Annotated in this window: 18 protein-coding genes; 12 read left to right on the top strand and 6 right to left on the bottom strand. The window is 64.3% G+C overall.

Annotation, left to right across the window (positions count from 1 at the left end):
* The first annotated feature begins 34 nt into the window (after positions 1–34).
* The 3 genes from barA (at position 35) to PG900_RS19310 (ending at position 4,222) form a co-directional block, all read left to right on the top strand.
* Complete coding sequence (barA, locus tag PG900_RS19320) at positions 35–2,746, top strand: two-component sensor histidine kinase BarA (protein WP_270802040.1); 2,712 nt, start codon at positions 35–37, stop codon at positions 2,744–2,746.
* A gap of 72 nt (positions 2,747–2,818) precedes the next feature.
* Positions 2,819–3,298: a DUF1456 family protein gene (locus PG900_RS19315; RefSeq protein ID WP_043125137.1), complete on the top strand. Its 480-nt coding sequence runs from the start codon at positions 2,819–2,821 to the stop codon at positions 3,296–3,298.
* Between the two features lie 3 nt (positions 3,299–3,301).
* On the top strand, positions 3,302–4,222 hold the full coding sequence (locus tag PG900_RS19310; protein ID WP_270802036.1) for an N-acetylmuramoyl-L-alanine amidase: 921 nt from the start codon (positions 3,302–3,304) through the stop codon (positions 4,220–4,222).
* Between the two features lie 72 nt (positions 4,223–4,294).
* Here PG900_RS19310 and PG900_RS19305 read toward each other — a convergent pair whose 3' ends face one another.
* Positions 4,295–5,092 (bottom strand): DeoR family transcriptional regulator, encoded by a 798-nt coding sequence (locus PG900_RS19305; protein WP_017764749.1) that lies wholly within the window; start codon positions 5,090–5,092, stop codon positions 4,295–4,297.
* Between the two features lie 272 nt (positions 5,093–5,364).
* On the opposite strand from PG900_RS19305, the gene kbaZ reads away from it, so the two are divergent.
* The 9 genes from kbaZ (at position 5,365) to ast (ending at position 14,532) form a co-directional block, all read left to right on the top strand.
* Complete coding sequence (kbaZ, locus tag PG900_RS19300; protein WP_270832070.1) at positions 5,365–6,678, top strand: tagatose-bisphosphate aldolase subunit KbaZ; 1,314 nt, start codon at positions 5,365–5,367, stop codon at positions 6,676–6,678.
* Positions 6,679–6,690: 12 nt separating this feature from the next.
* The gene (locus tag PG900_RS19295) at positions 6,691–7,860 is read left to right on the top strand and encodes an SIS domain-containing protein (protein ID WP_039214650.1); all 1,170 of its coding nucleotides are present in this window, start codon (positions 6,691–6,693) and stop codon (positions 7,858–7,860) included.
* Positions 7,860–8,333 (top strand): PTS N-acetylgalactosamine transporter subunit IIB, encoded by a 474-nt coding sequence (gene agaV / locus PG900_RS19290; RefSeq protein ID WP_005309404.1) that lies wholly within the window; start codon positions 7,860–7,862, stop codon positions 8,331–8,333. Before PG900_RS19295 ends, agaV begins: the two co-directional genes overlap by 1 nt.
* Positions 8,334–8,348: 15 nt before the next feature.
* A complete protein-coding gene (agaW, locus tag PG900_RS19285; protein ID WP_270832069.1) occupies positions 8,349–9,125 on the top strand; it encodes a PTS N-acetylgalactosamine transporter subunit IIC in 777 nt (258 codons plus the stop codon).
* The gene (agaE, locus tag PG900_RS19280) at positions 9,115–9,993 is read left to right on the top strand and encodes a PTS N-acetylgalactosamine transporter subunit IID (protein WP_017410651.1); all 879 of its coding nucleotides are present in this window, start codon (positions 9,115–9,117) and stop codon (positions 9,991–9,993) included. The genes agaW and agaE overlap by 11 nt, the downstream gene beginning before the upstream one ends.
* 46 nt (positions 9,994–10,039) lie before the next feature.
* Positions 10,040–10,474 (top strand): PTS galactosamine/N-acetylgalactosamine transporter subunit IIA, encoded by a 435-nt coding sequence (gene agaF, locus PG900_RS19275; RefSeq protein ID WP_010635027.1) that lies wholly within the window; start codon positions 10,040–10,042, stop codon positions 10,472–10,474.
* Entirely contained in the window at positions 10,475–11,674 is a 1,200-nt protein-coding gene (nagA, locus tag PG900_RS19270) for an N-acetylglucosamine-6-phosphate deacetylase (RefSeq protein WP_270832066.1), read from the top strand. It abuts the gene before it with no gap.
* On the top strand, positions 11,665–12,519 hold the full coding sequence (locus tag PG900_RS19265) for a tagatose bisphosphate family class II aldolase (protein ID WP_024946167.1): 855 nt from the start codon (positions 11,665–11,667) through the stop codon (positions 12,517–12,519). The genes nagA and PG900_RS19265 overlap by 10 nt, the downstream gene beginning before the upstream one ends.
* Before the next feature lie 102 nt (positions 12,520–12,621).
* Positions 12,622–14,532, top strand: coding sequence for a thermostable cytotonic enterotoxin Ast (gene ast / locus PG900_RS19260; protein ID WP_270832064.1), 1,911 nt, complete (start codon positions 12,622–12,624; stop codon positions 14,530–14,532).
* A gap of 85 nt (positions 14,533–14,617) precedes the next feature.
* Here the strand turns inward: ast and pdxJ are convergent, their stop codons facing one another.
* The 5 genes from pdxJ to lepB all read right to left on the bottom strand — a co-directional run bounded on the left by pdxJ (position 14,618) and on the right by lepB (position 18,695).
* On the bottom strand, positions 14,618–15,355 hold the full coding sequence (pdxJ, locus tag PG900_RS19255; RefSeq protein WP_016349522.1) for a pyridoxine 5'-phosphate synthase: 738 nt from the start codon (positions 15,353–15,355) through the stop codon (positions 14,618–14,620).
* 140 nt (positions 15,356–15,495) lie between these two features.
* Positions 15,496–16,203, bottom strand: coding sequence for a DNA repair protein RecO (recO, locus tag PG900_RS19250; RefSeq protein ID WP_017410656.1), 708 nt, complete (start codon positions 16,201–16,203; stop codon positions 15,496–15,498).
* Positions 16,204–17,103: a GTPase Era gene (era, locus tag PG900_RS19245; RefSeq protein WP_011704750.1), complete on the bottom strand. Its 900-nt coding sequence runs from the start codon at positions 17,101–17,103 to the stop codon at positions 16,204–16,206.
* Positions 17,100–17,771, bottom strand: coding sequence for a ribonuclease III (gene rnc, locus PG900_RS19240; RefSeq protein WP_011704749.1), 672 nt, complete (start codon positions 17,769–17,771; stop codon positions 17,100–17,102). The genes era and rnc overlap by 4 nt, the downstream gene beginning before the upstream one ends.
* Positions 17,772–18,695 (bottom strand): signal peptidase I, encoded by a 924-nt coding sequence (gene lepB / locus PG900_RS19235; protein ID WP_016349520.1) that lies wholly within the window; start codon positions 18,693–18,695, stop codon positions 17,772–17,774.
* Between the last annotated feature and the right edge of the window lie 3 nt (positions 18,696–18,698).

The following is an 18,698-nucleotide window of genomic DNA, read 5'->3' as shown; positions in this document are numbered from 1 at the left end:
CATTGCCAACCCTGCTCATCGGGGGACCATCCGCATGACCAAATACGGCCTTCGGGCGCGTGTGCTGGCCTTTACCATCTTGCCGACCCTGATCATCGGCGGCCTGATGGCCGGCTATTTCACTTTCCACCGCTACCAGCAGCTGGAAAACAACCTCATCGATCAGGGCATCAACATCATAGAGCCGCTGGCCATCGCCAGCGAATACGGGATGACCCAGCACAGCCGCGAGTCGCTCAAGCGGCTGATCGGCCTCACCCACCGCAAGAACTCGCCGCTCATCAAGTCCATCGCCGTCTTCACCCAGGACAACCAGCTGTTCGTGACGTCCAACTACCACAGAGACTTCACCCGGCTGCGGCTGCCGGACGGCAGCCAGATCCCCGAGCTCACCAGCGTCACCCTCTATGGCGACGACATCATACTGCGCACCCCGATCCAGGCCGAGACCAGCATGGACGGCTTCCCGCTGCCAAGCGACGTGGAGCCGCCGATGATCGGCTACATCTCCATGCAGATGACCACCGATCGGGCCATGATCCTGCAATACCGCGACACCTTCTTCGCGGTGATCATGGTGCTCATCGGCATCGCCTTCAGTACCCTGTTTGGCTTCAGGCTGGTCAAGAGCGTGACCCAGCCCATCACCGACATGGTGCAGGCGGTGCACAAGATCAGGGAGGGGCGACTCGATACCCGGGTCAGCGGTCAGCTCACCGGCGAGCTCAACATGCTGAAAAACGGCATCAACGCCATGGCCAAGGCGCTCTCGGAATACCACGAGGAGATGCAGCAGAACATCGATCAGGCCACCTCTGACTTGCGCGAGACGCTGGAGCAGATCGAGATCCAGAACGTCGAGCTCGACATGGCCAAGAAGCGGGCGCAGGAGGCGGCGCGAGTCAAGTCAGAGTTCCTCGCCAACATGTCCCACGAGCTGCGCACCCCGCTCAACGGGGTCATCGGCTTTACCCGCCAACTGCTCAAGACCAGCCTGACCCCGAGCCAGACCGACTACATGCAGACCATCGAGAAGTCGGCCCGCAACCTGCTAGGCATCATCAACGACATCCTCGACTTCTCCAAGCTGGAGGCGGGCAAGCTGCAGCTGGAGCACATCCCGTTCAGCCTGCGCGACACCCTCAACGAGACCATGCACCTGCTCGGCCCCAGCGCCCACGACAAGCAGCTGGAGCTCTCCCTGCAGGTGGATGCCGAGGTGCCGGACTACCTCACCGGCGACCCCATGCGCCTGCAGCAGGTGCTGACCAACCTCACCGGTAACGCCATCAAGTTCACCGAGCACGGCAACGTGGATGTGCGCATCGAACAGATCGGCAGTGCCAGCGGCAGCAAGGTGCGGCTCAACGTGCTGATCCGCGACACCGGCATCGGCATCTCGGAAGAGCAGCAACGCCAGCTGTTCCAGGCCTTCAACCAGGCCGACTCCTCCATCTCCCGCCGCTATGGCGGCACCGGCCTCGGTCTCGTCATCACCCAGAAGCTGGTGCAGCAGATGGGTGGCCAGATCCGGTTCGAATCGGAGCTCGGCAAGGGGTCGGTCTTCTCCTTCAGCCTGGATCTGGAGGTCTCTCCCCTGCCCCAGACCGACAAGCTGCCGCTGGATCGCATCCAGGGCAAGCGGGTCTGGCTGCTGGAGCCGGATCCCTTCAGCCACTCGGCCCTCTGCGCCCTGCTGGCGGAGTGGCAGCTGGAGGTGCAATCCCTCGCCAACGACGCCCCCTGGCCCGACATGAGCAGCCAAGACATGGTGATCATCGGCAGCGGCACCCAGCACAGCCCGCAGCAGGTGGTGGCGCGCCTCGACGGGCTGGATCGCCAGCAGAACACCATAGTGCTGCTCAGCAGCCACGAGCCTTCGCTCTACGAGGCCATGCTGGCCCATGGTGCCCAGCACTGCCTCTCCAAACCCATCAACCATCGCAAGCTGCTGCACGCCCTGCTCTCCCCCGAGGCTCTCCGCAGCGCCCCGCTGCCGACCCCCTCCCCGCGCAGCGTGCAGGAGATCAAGGTGCTGGCGGTGGACGACAACGCCGCCAACCTCAAGCTCATCGCCGCCATGCTCAAGGAGATGGTGAGCCAGGTGGTGGTGTGCAAGAACGGCAAGGAGGCGGTCAGACTGGCCCAGAGCCAGCCGTTCGACATCATCTTCATGGATATCCAGATGCCGATCATGGACGGTATCAGCGCCACCCAGGCGATTCGCAGCCAGTCGCTCAACACCGAGACGCCCATCGTCGCGGTCACCGCCCACGCCATTCCCGGCGAGCGGGAACGGCTGATCCGCCAGGGCATGGACGACTACCTGGCCAAGCCCATCGACGAGGCCATGCTGGCCAAGCTCATCACCGACTTCGCCCATCGTCGCCACCAGAATCACGCCAGCCAGCAGATCGACTGGGCGCTGGCGGTGCGTCAGGCGGCGGGCAAGCTGGATCTGGCCAAGGAGATGCTGACCATGCTGATGGCCAGTTTCGACGAGGTGGATCCGGTGCTGGAGGCGGCGCTTGCCGGCCAGGTGGAGGATAGCGAGGTGCTGGCCCAGCTCCATCGCCTCAACGGCGGCTGCGCCTATTCCGGCGTCCCCGGCCTGCAGCGGCTGCTCTCCCAGCTGGAGCAGCAGCTGCGCGACGGGGTGCCGGTGGCCGAACTCGAGCCCGAGCTGCTGGAGCTGCAGGATGCGATGGAGCAGGTACGCCAGGAGGCGCCACGCTATCTATCCTGAACCGGGCAACCCGCTTTTTCTGACGCGGGCCCCGCCAGATGGTAAAGTTGCGCCGTTTCCACAGGAGTCGACATGACCAACAACGATATTTTGCGCCGCCTGCGCTACGCCCTCAGCATCAGCAACGACCAGATGGTCGACATGTTTGCCAAGGGCAACCTGACCGTCACCCATGCCCAGCTGCACGGCTGGCTGATCAAAGAGGCGGAGGAAGGGGAAGAGCAGGAAGCGGGCTTTGCCGCCTGTCCGGATTCGGCCCTGAGCCAGTTCCTCGACGGCTTCATCCTGGCGCGCCGCGGCGCGCGGGAAGATGCGCCGGCCCAGGTGATCCCGAACCGGATCAACAACAACATGATCCTGCGCAAGCTGCGCATCGGCCTCAACTTCAAGGAAGAGGACATGCTGGGCACTCTCAAGCTGGCCCACTTCAACCTCTCCAAATCCGAGCTGAGCGCCCTGTTCCGTTCACGGGACCACAAACACTATCAGGATTGCGGGGATCAGATCCTGCGCAACTTCCTCATCGGTCTCACCGCCAAGTATCGCGGCTGAACCATGGGCCGGCGTCAGCACTCACCGTCATTCCGCCAGCAGGCGGCCGGTGGGTGGCGCCGGCCATGGCAACTGGGTATTCACCTCCCGCGCACCCGTCGCCACGGGTTTGCGCTCTGCCTCGCCCTGCTGCTCTGCGCCTGCCAGCCCGCCCCCTATCGGCTCAACAACGACTATCAAAGCGCCAGCCAGAACGAGCGCATCGCCTTTCTGATCCTGCACTACACGGACGAAGACGATGGCCACTCCCTGCGCCTGCTGACCGAGCCGGCCCATCAGGTGAGCGCCCATTACCTGATCCCGCGCGATACCCATGAGCGGCCACTGCCGGTCTACCAGCTGGTGCCCGACAGCCAGCGCGCCTGGCATGCCGGCCGCAGTCGCTGGCATCAATATGCGGGGCTCAACGCCAGCTCGCTCGGCATCGAGATCGTCAACCTCGGCTACCCGCCACAAGACGAACTGCTGCCCGCCCACCAGCGTCGCTGGCAGCCCTACACCCAGGCACAGATAGCCGCCCTAGGCGCCCTCACCCGCCGACTGGTCGAGCGCTACCAGATCCCCCCCACCCAGGTGCTGGCTCACAGCGATGTCGCCCCCGAGCGCAAGCAGGATCCCGGCCCCCACTTCCCCTGGCGCGAACTGGCCCTGCACTACGGAGTGGGAGCCTGGCCCGACGAAACCCGGCTGGCCGAATTGCGCCAGCAGCCGGCACCGGCCTGGGATGCCCTCGGCTGGCAGCAACGGCTGGCCCGCTACGGCTACGGCGTCGCCCCGAGCGGTGCCTGGGACGAGCAGAGCAGCGCCGCCCTGCGCGCCTTCCAGCTCCACTTTCGGCCCGCCCTGGTCAGCGGTGAAGCGGATGCCGAGAGCCAGGCCATCCTCACTGCCCTGCTCGAGCGTTACTTTCCCGAGCAACGCTGAGCTTCGCCCCCGACCACGAAAAAAGAGGGACGCCGCGGCGTCCCTCTTTCGCATTCTCCGTCGAGTGCAGGCTCAGGCCTCCACCAGCAGCACCTCTATCCCGGCCTGACGCAGACCGGCCAGGGTCTCGGCCGCAATGGCGTCGTCGGTGATCAGGGTGTGAATGCGCCGGGTATCGACGATCTTGTGCAGGCTCAGCCGGCCAAACTTGCTGGAGTCGGTCACAACGATGATCCGCTCGGCCACGTGGCACATGCAGCGGTTGAGCCTGGCCTCGTCTTCATGATGGGTGCTGACGCCGCGCTCCAGATCAATGCCATCCACCCCGAGAAACAGCAGATCGAAGTGATAGTTTTGCAAAGAGAGATCCGCCTGGGCGCCGTAGAAGGAGAGCGACTTGCGGCGCAGGTGGCCCCCCGTCATCAGCAGCTCCACCCCTTCCGCCTCCAGCAGGGCATTCGCCACGTTCATGCCGTTGGTCATCACCACTATCTCCTGGTGATCGCGCAGGTGGCGTGCCACCTCCAGGGTGGTGGTGCCCGAGTCGAGAATGAGGCGGCAACCCGGCTGCACCAGGCTCGCCGCCATGGCGCCGATGCGCTGCTTGACCGGGGTGTTGAGCACGCTCTTGTCGGCGATGGTGCGCTCGGCCACCGGCTGGCCGGATTCACACAACAGGGCGCCGCCGTAAGCGCGCACCGCCACCCCCTGTTTCTCCAGAAATGCCAGATCGTTGCGGATGGTGACGGTGGAGACCTGATAGTGGCCGGCCAGCTCGTTGACCTGAACGCTGCCATTGCTGCGCAGCTGTTGAATGATGCGCTCCCGTCGCTCGCTGGTGCCGAGCACGCTCTTTTCGGTGATTTGCATAGTCTCTCTGCCGGAGTCCTGTGGTGAAAGTAGAGCTTTCACTTCGTTACGTTTCCCTATTAACACTCAGCCTCGATGGCAAATCAAGCTTTCATTGAATTGAAAAGTGCCGTCAGACTCCCTAAAACAGCCACAAACCTTTCGATTCATTTCTTTTTGTGATCTTGCTCAAGATGTGAACACGCTTTTATTTCGTTTCGAACGCCATACGCCTAGGGTAAAGAAAGAAATCGAAAGCAAAGCATCTTGTTCAGGCCAAGAGGAAGAGGGAAATGAAATCAATGCTGGATCTGGTCGCACAACACAAGCAGGGGGAGCAGGTCGGGATCTACGCCGTCTGCTCCGCCCATCCGCTGGTGCTGGAGGCGGCCCTGCGACTGGCGGCGCAAGGGGATCAGCTGCTGCTGGTCGAGGCCACCTCCAATCAGGTGGATCAATTTGGCGGCTACACCGGCATGACGCCGACCGATTTTCGCGACCTGCTGCATCGGCTCGCCGCCGAATGCCGCTTTCCCGTGCAGCGGCTGGTACTGGGTGGGGATCACCTCGGCCCCAACCGCTGGCAGAGCGAGCCCGCCGAACAGGCCATGGCCCACGCCGAGGATCTCATCGCCAGCTATGTCGCAGCCGGCTTCAAGAAGATCCACCTCGACTGCAGCATGTCCTGCCAGGGGGATCCGGTGCCGCTGACCGACGAACTGGTGGCGGCGCGCGCCGCCCGGCTGGCAAACGTGGCCGAGCAGACCGCCATCCGGCAGTTTGGCCACAGCGACCTGGTCTATGTGATTGGCACCGAAGTGCCGGTACCGGGCGGCGCCCACGAAGAGCTGGCCGAGCTGGCGGTCACCACGCCGGAGGCGGCGCGCCACACCTTGGCTGCCCACCAGCAAGCCTTCGAGCAGGCCGGACTGGCCCAGCTCTGGCCGCGGGTGATCGGTCTGGTGGTACAGCCCGGCGTGGAATTCGACCACACCCACGTCATCGACTACCGTCCCGAGCGGGCCGCCCCCTTGAGCCGGATGATCGAGGCCTATCCCCATCTGGTGTTCGAGGCCCACTCCACCGATTACCAGACCCCGGACGCCTACCGCCAGCTGGTGCGCGATCACTTCGCCATCCTCAAGGTCGGCCCCGCCCTCACCTTTGCCCTGCGCGAGGCACTGTTTGCCCTCGCTGCCATCGAGGAGGAGCTGGTGGTGGCCAAGGCCTGCTCGGGCCTGCGCCAGGTGCTGGAAGAGACCATGCTGGATCGCCCCGACTTCTGGCGCAGCCACTATCAGGGCAGCCCCAACGAGTGCCGGCTGGCCCGCGGCTACAGCTACTCCGATCGCATTCGCTACTACTGGCCCGACAGCCGGGTCGACGACTGTTACGCCCGGCTGCTGGCCAACCTGGCCGCCGAACCCATTCCCCTGCCGCTGCTCAGCCAGCACCTGCCGCTGCAATACCGCAAGGTGCGCCAGGGCACGCTGTCACCCCGGGTTCACGACCTCATTCTCGATCAGGTGCAGGAGGTGCTGTGCCAATACGCGGCGGCCTGCAGCGCCGTCCCCGCCAGCCACTCCCGGCTGACCCCAGTTGTATAAGGAGTTGTAGAGATGATCCTTGGTTATCCAGAAGAGACGCTGCGGTCGGCCAACGGCCTGGCCACCGCCCGTGAAATTCGCCAGCAACCCGCCACCTGGCGGGAGACCCTCACCATGGTGGAGGAGTGCCGCGCCACCATAGAACGCTTCCTGCTGCCGCTGCTGTCACGGGGCAACCTGCGGGTGATCCTGACCGGCGCCGGCACCTCCGCCTTTGCCGGCCGCGCCCTCGCCCCCTATCTCAGTGCCCGCCTCAACGGCCGTTTCGAGGCGATCGCCACCACCGACATCGTCACCGATCCGGGCGAATACCTGGCACAGGACTGCCCGACCCTGCTCATCTCCTTCGCCCGCTCCGGCAACAGCCCGGAGAGCGTGGCGGCGGTGGAGCTGGCCAGCCAGCTGCTGAGCGAGTGCCACCACCTGGTGTTGACCTGCAACGGTGAGGGGGAGCTCTATCGCCGCTGCCAGAAGGATGCTCGCTCCCTGGCGCTGCTGATGCCGCCCCAGACCCACGACCGCAGCTTTGCCATGACCAGCAGCCTCACCAGCATGATGCTGAGCTGTCTGGCGGTGTTCCTGCCACGCCAGTTCAACCCGATCGCCAGCCAGCCGCTCATCGCGCTGGGGGACGCCATTCTGCCCCAGGCCGAACTGAAGGTGCCCGAGTGGGATAAACCGCTGCCGGAGCGGGTCATCTACCTTGGCAGCGGCAGCCTGCAGGGGGTGGCCCAGGAGGCGGCCCTCAAGCTGCTGGAGCTCACCGCCGGCCAGGTGATGGCCATGCACGACTCTCCCACCGGCTTTCGCCACGGGCCCAAGTCGGCCATCAATCGGCAGACCCTGATCGTGCTGATGGTGTCCAACGATCCCTATACCCGCCAGTACGACCTGGACCTGCTCGGCGAGCTGCGCCAGGACGGCCATGCCGCCCGGGTGGTCGCCCTGGCCGACCGGCCGGATCCGCTCATCAGCGCCGGCGAACATATCTACCTGCCCACCCCCCTCAACGGTGACGACGCCGAGCTGGCGCTCTGCTACCTGCTCTACGCCCAGTACTACGCCTTCCACACCGCGCTGGTGCTGGGCATCACCCCGGACAACCCCTGCCCGAGCGGGCGGGTCAACCGGGTCGTGCAGGGGGTCAATATCTATCCGTTCAACCAGCAAGGAGGCGTCTGATGCCGAACATAGTGCTGAGCCGTATCGACGAGCGCCTGATCCACGGTCAGGTCGGCGTGCAATGGGTCGGCTTCGCCGGCGCCAATCTGGTGCTGGTGGCCAACGACGAAGTCGCGGAGGACCCCATCCAGCAGAACCTGATGGAGATGGTGCTGGCAGAAGGCATCGCAGTGCGCTTCTGGCCGCTGCAGAAGGTGATCGACAACATCGGCAAGGCCGCCGATCGCCAGAAGATCCTGCTGGTGTGCAAGAGTCCGGCAGACTTTCGCACCCTGGTGGAGGGCGGGGTGCCCATCCCCCGCATCAACGTCGGCAACATGCACTACGCCGACGGCAAGCGTCAGATCCACAAGACGGTATCGGTGGACGAATCGGACATAGCGGCGTTTCGCGCCCTGCAGGACGCCCACGTCGCCTGCTTTGTCCAGGGGGTGCCGACCGAACCGGCACAGGACATTTTCAACCTCATCTGATTAAGGACAATTGTGATGGAAATCAGTTTGTTGCAAGGGCTCTTGCTGGGCATGCTGGCGTTCTTCGCCGGGCTTGACCTGTTCAACGGCCTGACCCACTTCCACCGGCCCGTGGTACTGGGCCCGCTGGTGGGCATGATCCTCGGCGACCTGCCTACCGGCATTCTGGTGGGCGGCACCCTGGAGCTGGTCTGGATGGGGCTGGCCCCGCTGGCAGGCGCCCAGCCGCCCAACGTCATCATCGGCACCATAGTCGGCGCCACCTTCGCCATCACCACCGGGGTCAAGCCGGATGTGGCGGTCGGGGTCGCGGTACCGTTCGCGGTGGCGGTCCAGATGGGGATCACCTTCCTCTTCTCGGTGATGTCGGGGGTCATGTCCCGCTGTGACCGGATGGCGGAACAGGGGGATGTGCGCGGCATCGAGCGGGTCAACTACCTGGCGCTGCTGGCGCTCGGCTCCTTCTACTTCCTGTGCGCCTTCCTGCCCACTTACTTCGGGGCCGAACACGCCAAGACCGCCATCGACGTGCTGCCCGCCCGTCTCATCGACGGCCTCGGCGTCGCCGGCGGCATCATGCCCGCCATCGGCTTCGCCGTGCTGCTCAAGATCATGATGAAGAACGTCTACATCCCCTACTTCATCCTCGGTTTCGTCGCCGCCGCCTGGCTCAAGCTGCCGGTGCTGGCCATCGCCGCGGCCGCCCTGGCCATGGCCCTGATCGATTTCATGCGCAAGGACCCGGCGCCACAAGCCCGCCCCACCCAGGAGGAAACTGAAGATGGCATCTAACAACACCGCCACCCGGCTGACCCAGGCGGCCGAGCCGCAACCGACCCGCACCGTCTCCGACGACGTCTACGAAGATCAGCAACTCGGGGCCGAGCTGACCCGCCAGGACATCAACCGCTTCGCCTGGCGCTCCCTGCTGCTGCAGGCCTCCTTCAACTACGAGCGGATGCAGGCCTCCGGCTGGCTCTACGGCCTGCTGCCGGCACTGCAAAAGATCCACACCAACCCCAAGGATCTCTCCCGGGCGATGAAGGGGCACATGGGCTTCTTCAACACCCACCCCTTCCTGGTCACCTTCGTGATGGGGATAGTGCTGGCGATGGAGCGCTCCAAGCAGAACGTCAACAGCATCCAGAGCACCAAGATCGCGGTCGGTGCCCCGCTCGGCGGGATCGGCGATGCCATGTTCTGGCTCACCCTGCTGCCCATCTGCGGCGGCATCGGCGCCGACCTGGCCCTGCAGGGTTCCATCATGGGGGCAGTGGTCTTCTTCCTGCTGTTCAACCTGGTGCACTTCGGCCTGCGCTTCGGGCTGGCGCACTACGCCTACCGCATGGGGGTGGCCGCCATTCCGCTCATCAAGGCCAACACCCGCAAGGTGGGCCATGCCGCCTCCATCGTCGGCATGACGGTGATCGGCGCCCTGGTCGCCACCTATGTGCGGCTCGGCACCACCCTGGAGATCACCGCCGGCGATGCGGTGGTGAAGCTGCAGGCGGACGTGCTCGACAAGCTGATGCCCGCCTTCCTGCCGCTGCTCTACACCCTGGCCATGTATGGGCTGATCCGCCGCGGCTGGAGCCCGCTGCGCCTCATCGTCATCACGGTCGTGCTCGGCATCGTCGGCAAGTTTGCAGGCTTCCTCTAATCCGGTGCCGGCACCAGGCCGGCCCTTTGCTGTAAAGGAACAGATTATGTTGGGCATCATCATTTGCGGACACGGCGGCTTCGCCAGCGGCATGGAACAGGCCATGCTGCAGATCCTCGGCGAGCAGGAGGCGGTGGTCGCCATCGACTTTCCCGAGTCCTCCACCACGGCCCTGCTGCAGGATCAGTGCGAAACCGCCCTGACCCAGGTTGAGCGAGGGGATGGGGTGGTCTTTCTGACCGACCTGCTGGGGGGAACCCCGTTTCGGGTCGCCTCCACCCTGGCGCTGCGCCAGCCCGGGCGGGAAGTGGTCACCGGCACCAATCTGCAGTTGCTGCTGGAGATGGTGATGGAGCGCGGCGAGCTGACCCCGTCCCAGTTTCGCGAACAGGCGCTGTGCTGCGGTCATCGCGGCCTCACCAGCCTGGTGGACGAGCTGGCGCGCGAGCGGGCCGAGACGCTGGCCGAGGAGGGGATCTAGATGGCAGAGCGGATCCGCGCCCACCGCCTGCTGACCGAGCAGGGCTGGCTGACACATCAGGTACTGACCCATGAAGGGGGCGTCATCACCGCCATCGGCCCCATCCCGGCCGACGACCCGGTGCGGGAGGTCGAGCTGCTGGTGCCCGCCCTCATCGATGGCCATGTTCACGGCGGGGCCGGCGTCGACGTGATGGACGAGGCGGCCGACGCCCTGGCCCGCCTCTCCCTTGCCAAGGCGGCGGAAGGGGTGGGCGCCTTCCTCGCCACCACGGTCACCGCCCCGCTGCCCGCCATCCTCAGCACCCTCAGTCGCATCGCCGATGCCATGGCGAGCCCCCTGCCGGGCGCGCAACTGCTCGGCAGCTATCTGGAGGGGCCCTACTTCACCCCTGACAACAAGGGCGCCCATGATCCGGCCCTGTTCCGGGAGCTGGATCTGGCGGAGCTCGACCAGTTGCAACAGGTGGCACGAGGCACCCTCAAGGTGGTCGCCCTCGCCCCCGAGAAAACCGGGGCGCTGGCCGCCATCCGTCATCTCAAGCAGATCGGCATCCGGGTGATGCTGGGTCACTCCGCCGCCGACCATGACACCACCATGGCGGCGCTGGCGGCGGGGGCCTCCGGACTGGTGCACTGCTTCAACGGCATGCGCGGCCTGCACCACAGAGAACCCGGCATGGCCGGCGCAGGCCTGGTGCATCCCGATGCCTGGCTGGAGCTCATCGCCGACGGCCACCACGTCCATCCGTGCGTGCTCAGACTCTGCCACTGCTGCGCCAGGGATCGCCTGCTGCTCATCACGGATGCCATGCGCGCCGCCGGCATGCCTGACGGTCACTACCTGCTCGGCGACTACCGGGTGGAGATGAAGGACGGAGTGGTGCGCACCGAAAGCGGTGGCCTGGCGGGCAGCACCCTCACCCTGCTCGGCGCCGTGCGCAACATGGTGCAGCTGGCCGGCGTGCCGCTGGCGGAGGCCATCCGCATGGCTTCGCTGGCACCGGCCCGGATGCTGGGGATGGCACATCGCCTCGGCTCGCTGGCCGTCGGCAAGCAGGCCAACCTGCTCGCCCTGACCGCGGAGCTCAATCAACAACACATCTGGGTAGCCGGCCGGGAGATCCTCCCCGCCCCTGCCCCGCTCTCTTTCCCTGAAGCTGGTGCCCGCCAGGGTGCCAAGGAGTCCTCATGTATCTGATCTCGTCCCACGAAATGCTTAAAGATGCCCAGCGCCGCGGCTATGCGGTGCCAGCCTTCAACATCCACAACCTGGAGACCGTCGAGGTGGTGGCCCGCACCGCCGCCAAGCTGAACTCCCCGGTGATCCTGGCCGCCACGCCGGGCACCTACCGTCACGCGGGGGTTGAGTACCTGGTCTCCATCTGCGCCTCGGCCGCCCACCAGTACCGCATTCCGCTGGTACTGCATCTGGACCACCACGAGGACGAGCAGGATATCCACTACAAGGTCGAGGCCGGCATACACTCCGCCATGATCGACGCCTCCCACCTCTCGTTCGAGGAGAACGTCGCCAAGGTGCAGCGGGTCGTCACCTTCTGCCACCGCATGGGGGCGAGCGTGGAGGCCGAACTGGGCCAGCTCGGTGGCCAGGAGGATGACCTCATCGTGGACGCCGCCAACGCCCATCTGACCGACCCGGACAAGGCGGCCGAGTTCGTGGCGCGCACCGGCATCGACTCCCTGGCCGTCGCCATCGGCACGGCCCACGGCCTCTACAAGGAGGAGCCGCGCCTGGACTTCGAGCGCCTTGCAGCCATCCGGGCCAGGGTCTCGGTGCCGCTGGTGCTGCACGGCGCCTCCGGCATTCCCGACCGGGACGTGCGCCGCTGCATCGAGCTCGGGGTGTGCAAGGTCAACGTGGCCACCGAACTCAAGATCGCCTTCTCCGACGCCATGAAGGCGTTCCTGGCCTCCCACCCCGACGCCAGCGATCCGCGCCAGTATCTGGTGCCCGCCATGGCCGCCATGGAGGAGGTGGTCGCCGCCAAGATCCGCATGTGCATGAGCGACGGCAAGCTGTAATCCCCGAGCCGGGCCCGCTGCGGCGAGCCCGCCTCCATCCCGGTATCACAGGCGAGGTTCTGCCGACTCACATCTGACTCAAATCAACACATGGAGACAACCATGCACGCACGTACCGCCATGACGCTGCTGCTAATGCTGACCCCCTTCGCCCAGGCCGAAACCCTGTCGCTGGAGGGTGACCAGTACCGTATCAAGGTCGAAACCGATGCCGGCAAGTTCCGGGAGCTGACCTTCACCAATACCGCCAACGGCGATCTCATTCGCTCTGACAACCTGTTCGACATCAAGGGGACGGATGATCGGCTGACCCCCTCCGCCGATTTCAAGGTCACCGCATTCACCAAGAGCGACGACCGGATCGAGATGGCGTTGGAAAATGCCGACTTCGTGGTCAAGAGCGCCATCCGGCTGGGCCGGGACAAGCGCTACGCCAGCATCGACTTTGCCCTCGACACCCTCAAGAACGGCAAAAAGATCAACGACTTCTCCATGCTTCCCTTCCACTCCCAGGCGCCGTTTGTCTATGGCGCCATCAACAGCTCGCCCATCGTCAGCGACAGCTTCTTCATTACCCCCCAGAATCCGCTGGTCAATACCCGGGCCTACGAGGGTGGCGTCAGCCAGCTGATCCCGCTCAAGCTGCCGCTCGCCCAGGGCAAGCCGCTCAGCTATCGCACCTACGTCGGCACCTTTGGCGAGGGTCAGCTCAGGCGCGACTTCAACCGCTTCCTCAACGAGGCCCGCGATCGCCCCTACGCCCCCTACCTGCATTACAACTCCTGGCTCGACATCGGCTTCTTCAATCCCTACACGGAGGCCGAGGCACTCAAGCGCATCGATCAGTTCGGCGAGGCGCTGATCAGCCGGCGCGGCGTGCCCATGAACGGCTTTCTGTTTGACGACGGCTGGGACGATCGACTAGGCAACTGGGGTTTCAGCAAGGATTTCCCCAACGGCTTCAGCAAGCTCAAGCGTGCGGCCGAACGCTACCATGCCCAGCTCGGGATCTGGCTCTCCCCCTGGGGTGGCTACAACAAGCCAAGGGATGAGCGAGTCTCCCATGCCGCCGAGTTCGGCTACGAGCTGAGCGATGGCAAGTTCGCCCTCTCCGGCCCGGTCTACTACCAGAACTTCCACCAGAAGGTGATGTCCCTCATCAAGGATCAGGGGGTCACCCACTTCAAGTTCGACGGGACCGGCAATGCGGACAAGCTGATCGAGGGGAGTCGCTTCACCAGCGACTTCGATGCCGCCATCCACCTGATTGCGGATGCGCGAGCCGCCAATCCGAAGGTGTTCATCAACCTGACCACCGGCACCACCGCCTCCCCCGCCTGGCTGTTCTTTGCCGACTCCATCTGGCGCGGCGGCGATGACATCAACTTCTACGGACCCGGCTCCAGGGTGCAGCAGTGGATCACCTACCGGGATGCCGAGACCTATCGCTCCATCGTCAAGAACGGCCCCCTGTTCCCGCTCAACTCCCTGATGCTGCACGGGCTGGTCTATGCCAAACAGGCCAAGCATCTGGATCGGCAGTCACCGCAGGACTTCGCCGATCAGGCCTGGAGCTACTTCGCCACCGGCACCCAGTTGCAGGAGCTCTATCTCACGCCGGAACTGTTGAGCGGCCAGAACTGGGACCTGCTGGCCAAGGCCGCGCTCTGGTCACAGCAGAACCAGGCCGTGCTGTTCGACAGCCACTGGATCGGCGGCGACCCCACCCTGCTGGCGGTGTACGGCTGGGCGGCCTGGAGTCCGAGCCGCGCCTTCATCACCCTGCGCAACCCCTCCAGCCAGCCGCAGACATTCCTGCTGGAGCCTCAGCGCCAGCTGGAGATCCCGGCGGGCGAGGCCACCCGCTTCACGGTGCAGTCGCGCTATGGCAGCAATGCCAGCGTGCCGGCCACCCTCGATGCCCCCCGCCTCATCACCCTGGCACCGCTGGAGCTGATCACCCTGGAGCTGACTCCGGCGGGAACCAAACCCGCGGCTGCGAAAAAGTCCTGATCCGGACCAAGTTTGACCTGACAAAAAGGGACGCCGCGGCGTCCCTTTTCTCTTCGTGCCGCGGGGCTCAGCCCCTGCCGACAGCTCAGATCCCCTGACGGGCTTCCTGCATCAGCAGGCGCATGTCGCTGACCGCCTTGGCCAGGCCGTCGAAGGCGGCGCGGCCGATGATGGCGTGGCCGATGTTGAGCTCATAGAGCTCGGGGATGGCGGCGATGGCCTTGACGTTGTGGTAGTGCAGACCGTGGCCGGCATTGACCTTCAAACCCTTGCCGGCGGCGTAGGAGGCACCGGCGGCAATGCGCTTGAACTCGGCGTTGCGCTCGGCATCGGTGGTGGCATCGGCGTAACGACCGGTGTGGATCTCGATGAAGGGGGCGCCGCTCTCGGCGGCGGCATCGATCTGCAGCGGATCCGCATCGATGAAGAGGGATACCTGAGCGCCGACGGCCGCAAGACGGGCCACGGCATCGGTCACCTTGTCCAGCTGGCCGGCCACGTCCAGACCACCCTCGGTGGTCACCTCGGTGCGCTTCTCCGGCACCAGGCAGACGAAGTGGGGCTGGATGCGGCAGGCGATGCCGATCATCTCTTCGGTCACCGCCATCTCCAGGTTCATTCTGGTCTGGATGGTCTGGCGCAGGATCTCCACGTCACGGTCGGTGATGTGGCGGCGATCTTCGCGCAGGTGCACAGTGATGCCATCGGCACCGGCCTGCTCGGCCACGAAGGCGGCCTGTACCGGATCCGGGTACTGGGTGCCGCGGGCGTTGCGCAGGGTGGCGATGTGATCGATGTTCACACCCAGATAGATTTCACTCATTGAGGACTCCTTGAAACTCTTCATCTGTTGACTGCGCGGCTACCGCGCGGATATCCGTATATCAGCTTGTAGGTTCGATTAGCGCAGCGTAATCGGACCTAGGTAACATTCTTGCCGTGTCGGGTAACGCCGAAAAGTGGTTAACCCAGACTGCTTCGTCGCTTCAAAAACAGCTCCCGGCTCTTCAACTGGCGCCGCCCCAGATAGGGCTGCAGCGCCAGCCGGCTGAAACGCTTGGCCGCCTGCAGCAGGGGCGGACTGTCGAAGCGCCCCTCGGCAAAGGCCAGCAGGTGCGCGCCGAGAAACAGGGTACGGGGATCCGGCGCCCTCTCGCAAGCGACAAAGCCCAATTCACGCTCGAAGCCGTACAGCAGCTCGGGCTGGATCGGCGACTCGTCGTCGGCCGCATATTCGAAGTCCACCGCGTAGCCGAGCGCCTGCAGCAGCAGGAATTCGAAGCGGCGCAGGGGCAGCTCCGGCGTCTCGCCGTCGGCCAGCGCCATGATGGCACGCGCATAGGCGTCAAACACTTCCGGGAACGGGGTGTGGGCTTCCAGCAGGTAGTAGACCAGCTCGTTGAGATAGAGGCCGTAGAAGAGACGATCGCCGCCGAGCCGCAGGGAGTGATCCGGGCACTCGACCTGGGTGAGATTCTTGAGATCGCCCTTGCCGCGCCAGGCGATGGTGAGCAGGGTAAAGGGTTGCAACAGCCCCTTCAGAGGCGAGCGTGGCCCGCGAGAACCGCGAGCCACCAGAGTAAAACGGCCACTATCCTGGGTGAAAACCTCGACCAGCTGACTGGTCTCCCGATAGGGCCGACTGTGGATGACGAAAGCCGGGGTCAGCAATCAGTCGTCACCGTAGCCGAGACTGCGCAGGGCGCGCTCGTCGTCAGCCCAACCGGATTTGACCTTGACCCACAGCTCCAAGTGCACCTTGTTCTGGAACAGCCGCTCCATGTCGAGGCGCGCCTCGGTGCCGATGGTCTTGATCTTTTCGCCCTTGTTGCCGATGACCATCTTCTTCTGGCCATCGCGCTCCACCAGAATGAGGCCATGGATATGGTAAAGACCGTTCTCTTCCACCTTGAAGCGCTCAATCTCCACCGTCACCGAGTAGGGCAGCTCCTCACCGGTGAAGCGCATCAGCTTCTCGCGGATGATCTCGGAGGCCATGAAGCGGGAAGAGCGGTCGGTCACGTAGTCTTCCGGGAAGAAGTGGACGTTCTCCGGCAGCAGATCCTTGGCCCACTCGCGGATCTTCTCCACGTTGGTGCCCTTCTCGGCACTGATGGGCAGGATGTGGGCGAAGTTCATCTGCTGGCCCAGCCACTCGAGGTGCGGCAGCAGATCCTCTTTCTCCTTGACGTTGTCGATCTTGTTGACCGCCAGCACCACCGGGCACTTGAGGTGACGCAGCTTGCCCAGCACCATCTCGTCGTCCTTGGTCCAGTGAGTCCCGTCCACCATGAACACCACCATGGCCACGTCCCCCAGCGAACTAGTGGCAGCGCGGTTCATCAGGCGGTTGATGGCCCGTTTCTCTTCGATGTGCAGACCCGGTGTATCGACATAGATGGTCTGGTAGTTCTCCTCGGTGTCGATCCCCAGGATCCGGTGACGGGTGGTCTGGGGCTTCTTCGAGGTGATGCTGACCTTCTGGCCAAGCAGCTTGTTGAGCAGGGTGGACTTGCCCACGTTGGGGCGGCCCACAATGGCGACAAAGCCGCAGTAAGTGGTATCTGTCATGACAGTTTTTCCAATGCTTGCTGCGCAGCGGCCTGTTCGGCCTTGCGACGGCTGGTGCCGACCCCGACCAGCGGACCATCCAGGCCTTCCACGTCACACTGGACGGTGAACTCCTGGTTGTGGGCTTCGCCCTTGACGTTGGTCACTGTGTAGGTCGGCAGGGATTTGCGGCTTCCCTGCAGAATTTCTTGCAGACGGGTCTTGGGATCCTTCTGCTCTATGCCCGGCTTGATCTCGTCCAGGCGGCTGGCGTACCAGCCCAGCAGCAGCGTCCGTACCGTCTCAAGATTGGTATCCAGATAGACGGCGCCGATCACCGCCTCGACCGTGTCGGCCAGAATGGATTCACGGCGAAAACCGCCGCTTTTCAGCTCGCCCGGCCCCAGGATCAGGTGATCCCCGAGGTCGAACTCCCGGCCCAGTTCGGCCAGGGTCTTCTCGCGCACCAGGGTGGCGCGCATGCGGCTGAGATCCCCTTCCGCCGCCTGCGGGAAGCGGTGGAAGAGATCATCGGCAATCACCAGACTCAAAATGGAGTCACCCAGGAATTCCAGTCGCTCGTTGTGACGGGAACCGGCGCTGCGGTGAGTCAGCGCCCGGGTCAGCAGTTCTTGATCCTGAAAGACATGCCCGAGACGGGACTGCAGTCTGTTCATCTTGATATTCATTTACTTGATTCCGCCAATGCGGTTGAAGCGCACCCCTGTCGGTACCCAGCTTGGCAGCAGGGAGCCTTCTTCGCGCTCGAATTCAAAACTTATCCAGATAGCGACCGCCTTGCCGACCAGGTTCTGCTCGGGCACGAAGCCCCAGAAACGACTGTCGGTACTGTTGTCACGGTTGTCACCCATCACGAAGTACTGGCCTTCCGGCACTACCCATTCGTCTGGGTAGGTACCGGGCTGGCGGTAGTAACGGCCGACCATATCGGGCATCAGCGGGTTGCGCAGGGTCTCGTGAGACACCTCGCCCAGCTGCTCGGTATAGCGGTCAAGCGGGATCCCCATCTGGGTAAATTCACCCCTTTGTTCAAACTTGACGTCGAGCTTCTGGAAGCCCGGGCACGTTTTCCCTTCCTGCTCATCGCACTTGGGCCGGATCATCAGCTCCTTGTTGCGATAGATGACCCGATCCCCCGGCATGCCGACCACCCGCTTGATGTAGTCCACCCGGGTATCCAGCGGATACTTGAACACCACCACGTCGCCGCGTTTGGGCTCACCGGTCTCGAGGAACTTGGTGTTGGTCACCGGATCCTTGAGGCCATAGGCAAACTTCTCCACCAGGATGAAGTCACCCACCAGCAAGGTGGGCATCATGGAGCCCGACGGGATCTGGAACGGTTCAAAGATGAACGAACGCAGGATCAGCACGAGCGTGATGACCGGGAATACCCCGGCGGTCTGCTCGATCCAGACCGGCACCGGCGCCACCTTGGCCAGGGTTTTCTCGTCCAGATGGGCGCCGCCGTGGGCACGGGCCACGGCAATCTTGGCGGCCCGCTGCTTGGACCAGATCATCTTGTCCAGACACCAGATAACACCGGTGATCGCGCAGACCACCACCAGGATCAGGGAAAACGTGCTTGCCATCTA

It is taken from the genome of Aeromonas sp. QDB03 (assembly GCF_027707985.1).
Lineage (GTDB): Bacteria > Pseudomonadota > Gammaproteobacteria > Enterobacterales > Aeromonadaceae > Aeromonas > Aeromonas hydrophila.
Note: the sequence above shows the minus strand (reverse complement) of the source record. Positions and strands in the feature narration are given on the sequence as shown.

Excerpts from the sequence above, each read along its gene's own strand:
- kbaZ (WP_270832070.1), top strand. The coding sequence starts at position 5,365 with ATGAAATCAATGCTGGATCTGGTCGCACAACACAAGCAGGGGGAGCAG.
- era (WP_011704750.1), bottom strand. The coding sequence starts at position 17,103 with ATGACAGATACCACTTACTGCGGCTTTGTCGCCATTGTGGGCCGCCCC.
- agaF (WP_010635027.1), top strand. The coding sequence starts at position 10,040 with ATGTTGGGCATCATCATTTGCGGACACGGCGGCTTCGCCAGCGGCATG.
- agaV (WP_005309404.1), top strand. The coding sequence starts at position 7,860 with ATGCCGAACATAGTGCTGAGCCGTATCGACGAGCGCCTGATCCACGGT.
- nagA (WP_270832066.1), top strand. The coding sequence starts at position 10,475 with ATGGCAGAGCGGATCCGCGCCCACCGCCTGCTGACCGAGCAGGGCTGG.
- barA (WP_270802040.1), top strand. The coding sequence starts at position 35 with ATGACCAAATACGGCCTTCGGGCGCGTGTGCTGGCCTTTACCATCTTG.
- PG900_RS19310 (WP_270802036.1), top strand. The coding sequence starts at position 3,302 with ATGGGCCGGCGTCAGCACTCACCGTCATTCCGCCAGCAGGCGGCCGGT.
- agaW (WP_270832069.1), top strand. The coding sequence starts at position 8,349 with ATGGAAATCAGTTTGTTGCAAGGGCTCTTGCTGGGCATGCTGGCGTTC.
- rnc (WP_011704749.1), bottom strand. The coding sequence starts at position 17,771 with ATGAATATCAAGATGAACAGACTGCAGTCCCGTCTCGGGCATGTCTTT.
- PG900_RS19265 (WP_024946167.1), top strand. The coding sequence starts at position 11,665 with ATGTATCTGATCTCGTCCCACGAAATGCTTAAAGATGCCCAGCGCCGC.
- lepB (WP_016349520.1), bottom strand. The coding sequence starts at position 18,695 with ATGGCAAGCACGTTTTCCCTGATCCTGGTGGTGGTCTGCGCGATCACC.
- PG900_RS19305 (WP_017764749.1), bottom strand. The coding sequence starts at position 5,092 with ATGCAAATCACCGAAAAGAGCGTGCTCGGCACCAGCGAGCGACGGGAG.
- PG900_RS19295 (WP_039214650.1), top strand. The coding sequence starts at position 6,691 with ATGATCCTTGGTTATCCAGAAGAGACGCTGCGGTCGGCCAACGGCCTG.
- ast (WP_270832064.1), top strand. The coding sequence starts at position 12,622 with ATGCACGCACGTACCGCCATGACGCTGCTGCTAATGCTGACCCCCTTC.
- agaE (WP_017410651.1), top strand. The coding sequence starts at position 9,115 with ATGGCATCTAACAACACCGCCACCCGGCTGACCCAGGCGGCCGAGCCG.
- PG900_RS19315 (WP_043125137.1), top strand. The coding sequence starts at position 2,819 with ATGACCAACAACGATATTTTGCGCCGCCTGCGCTACGCCCTCAGCATC.
- pdxJ (WP_016349522.1), bottom strand. The coding sequence starts at position 15,355 with ATGAGTGAAATCTATCTGGGTGTGAACATCGATCACATCGCCACCCTG.